The following is a 2661-nucleotide window of genomic DNA, read 5'->3' as shown; positions in this document are numbered from 1 at the left end:
TGGAAAAGTATCGTTATCTTTTTCAATGCGCAAAGGAAAGTAATGATTTTGATTCATTTATGAAATTCGCAGTGTAGTTTTGTGCAATTTTTCAAATTTGCTCATTTATAGTATACTATTACAATTATTTGAAGATAGAAGAAATTGCATTACAACTTAATATGAATCCGCAGACCATAAAAACCAGACTTCGAAGAGGCAGAGAAACTTTGCGTAATGCTTTGCGTAGGGAGGGCTATAAGGTTTATGAAGATAAAAATTAGTGAGATGTTGGATAATTCGGTTGAGATTATAACAAAAGAAGAAGAGGATATCGGTAACCTTACAGACATTAAGGACAAGGTATATAAAAAGATTATTCGCAGAAAAAAATATTCTTATTTTTTAAAAGCAGTGACAGCAGCCGGTAGTATATGTTTGGTAACTGGCGGTATTGTCCTGGCAAAAACTATTTTGTCTCCAGGCGGGAAAGTAGAGAAAACAGAAAGCCTAGAAAAAGAACATACCTTTTATGAAAAAGATACAGAAAAAGGAAATATAGAAATAGATATTCAAACAGAATTGATTGATAACGCTTATCTGTATCAAGAAGGGATTCCTATTGCAAAGCATATTTTAGAAATAGATACAGAGTTTTATAAGGGAAATCAGCTAATATATTTGGAAAATGGAACAATGCTGATTATACAGGAAAATGGAAACGGAATTTTTTTAGAGGATAATGAAATGGTTAAAATAAGTGTTAGCCAGGAAAACATGGGAAATCAAGCTGGACATACATTTGAAATAGGATATATAGAAAATGGAAAGCCATTTAAACTGGATATTATTGAGGCAGAAGAATCTGAAGTCTGGCTGAAAGGAGGAGAGCGGAAAGAATATTTTCCATATTTTAAAAATATATCCAGTGATCGCATTATCCTGAATTATCACATAGTAAAGGAGATAGAAGACAATGAAAAACTTAAAAAAGATGATAGTGGTAATAACTCTATCATGTATGATGACAAGTAATGTTCCGGTACAGGCAGCACAGGAGCAGCAAAATGTTATATATCAACCAAATACAAGAATGGGGATATCCAGCACAACATTGAGTGCAGGGGAAACGGTTAATATTATCGACAATGATGGCCAGGCATTTTATGTTCCGGGCGGGGCTAAAATCAGCTTTTCAATTAATCTGAAAACATCAGGAAGTGTAGAGTTAGGGTATAAAAATCTAAGTGGTGTGAAAATGAAAAAGTACAGTGGAACAGGGAAAAATCATAGTACCACATTTACAATTGGAAGTACGGGATATTATAAATTTTATGTAACCAATAAATCTGCCGGAACAATTACCATTACGGGAGGGAGTTTGAATTTTTAAATGAAGAGAAAGAAAAAAATATGGATCGTTATAAAATGGATTATAGGTATTATCATTATAATTATTTTATTAGGGATTATATGGAATACTATTTGTAAGAAAATAGATGAATCCAAAACGAAAAATGCGTATGGTAACAGCGTGCAAATAGACGGAAAAAGTATGGTTGTGGAGATTGTAGGAGAGGAGCATGACGGTCCGCCGATTATCTTGCTGCCAGGTTTGGGAGAACCATCCCCTATTTTAGAATTCAGACCTTTAGCAAATGAGTTATCTAAAAAGTACAAGGTGATTACGGTTGAGCCCCTTGGATATGGATTATCTGATGGAACAAAGCGTGAACGGACAATTGAAAATATTGTAGAAGAATTGCATGAATGCGTAAAGAATTTGGGTGAAGAAGAGTATTATCTTATGGGTCATTCCATATCAGGATTATATAGTTTATATTGGAGCCAGATATATCCTGAAGAAATCAGGGGGATTATAGGAATTGATCCATCTGTTCCGAAAATGACAAAGAAAGAGAACAATCCCTTTCCGGTAAGCATTCAGTTTATTAACCAAATGTCTGCATATATTCAAAAAACAATAAATATAACTGGGATTACAAGACTTATTTCTATAAACAATCCGAAAAAAATTGTTTATGCAGATTTCAGATATCCATATTCAGAGAAGGAACTGGATCTTTTCCGTATATTAACACTGGATAAAGGATATAACGCAACGGTTATGGCAGAGATGAAGAGTCTTGAAAAGAATATGGAAGTAGTAGAAGATATGAAAATTCCGAAAGAAATACCAGTATTGGAATTTGTTTCAAAAGAGAATTGCAAGACTATGCCACAGTGGGAACAACTACATAGGGATATTATAGCAGATAAAGAAAATGGAGAAGTAATTTTGCTAGAAGGTTCTCACTATTTACATTTTGAACAGAAGAAGGCAATTGTTGAAAGAACTATACAGTGGATAGAAAACAAATAACTACTCTGGTTTCAAAAGAATGTCAATATGTCTTTATACTAGTGGAATTAGAGGTCATGGTGTAGGAATTAGAATAATTAATATTATGGAACATGAAAGAAATACAGGGGAATTATTTCTTATTGATTGAAGACATTAGAAGCGGATATGTTATTGAAAGCATATCCGTTTTGTGTTTGGAAGATTTAATAACTCAAACTTCCCACACCAATAAGGTGTGATTAACCTTGAAAATTCAATATTTCAGCCAATTAAAAAGGCATAAATACGTTCCTTTGGTATAATGGAATTGTCGAAAA

At 33.1% G+C, this 2661-nt stretch carries 4 protein-coding genes; all 4 read left to right on the top strand.

Annotated features, from left to right (window positions below):
• Positions 1 to 86: 86 nt before the first annotated feature.
• The 4 genes from ACTQXY_RS15245 to ACTQXY_RS15230 are packed head-to-tail and all read left to right on the top strand — an operon-like array spanning position 87 to position 2362.
• A complete protein-coding gene (locus tag ACTQXY_RS15245) occupies positions 87 to 263 on the top strand; it encodes a sigma factor-like helix-turn-helix DNA-binding protein (protein ID WP_441660180.1) in 177 nt (58 codons plus the stop codon).
• Complete coding sequence (locus ACTQXY_RS15240) at positions 247 to 1014, top strand: hypothetical protein (protein ID WP_441660179.1); 768 nt, start codon at positions 247 to 249, stop codon at positions 1012 to 1014. The genes ACTQXY_RS15245 and ACTQXY_RS15240 overlap by 17 nt, the downstream gene beginning before the upstream one ends.
• Positions 956 to 1372: a hypothetical protein gene (locus tag ACTQXY_RS15235; protein ID WP_441660178.1), complete on the top strand. Its 417-nt coding sequence runs from the start codon at positions 956 to 958 to the stop codon at positions 1370 to 1372. The genes ACTQXY_RS15240 and ACTQXY_RS15235 overlap by 59 nt, the downstream gene beginning before the upstream one ends.
• Positions 1373 to 2362, top strand: coding sequence for an alpha/beta fold hydrolase (locus ACTQXY_RS15230; RefSeq protein WP_441660177.1), 990 nt, complete (start codon positions 1373 to 1375; stop codon positions 2360 to 2362).
• The last annotated feature ends 299 nt before the right edge of the window (positions 2363 to 2661 follow it).

Origin of the sequence: Faecalimonas sp. LCP19S3_D12 (genome assembly GCF_052121495.1) — a bacterium.
Classification (GTDB): Bacteria; Bacillota; Clostridia; order Lachnospirales; family Lachnospiraceae; genus Faecalimonas.
This window is presented reverse-complemented; position numbering and strand designations above follow the sequence as displayed.

What these genes read in the sequence shown, in the direction of transcription:
- ACTQXY_RS15240 (WP_441660179.1), top strand. Translation starts at nt 247, where the DNA reads ATGAAGATAAAAATTAGTGAGATGTTGGATAATTCGGTTGAGATTATA.
- ACTQXY_RS15230 (WP_441660177.1), top strand. Translation starts at nt 1,373, where the DNA reads ATGAAGAGAAAGAAAAAAATATGGATCGTTATAAAATGGATTATAGGT.
- ACTQXY_RS15235 (WP_441660178.1), top strand. Translation starts at nt 956, where the DNA reads ATGAAAAACTTAAAAAAGATGATAGTGGTAATAACTCTATCATGTATG.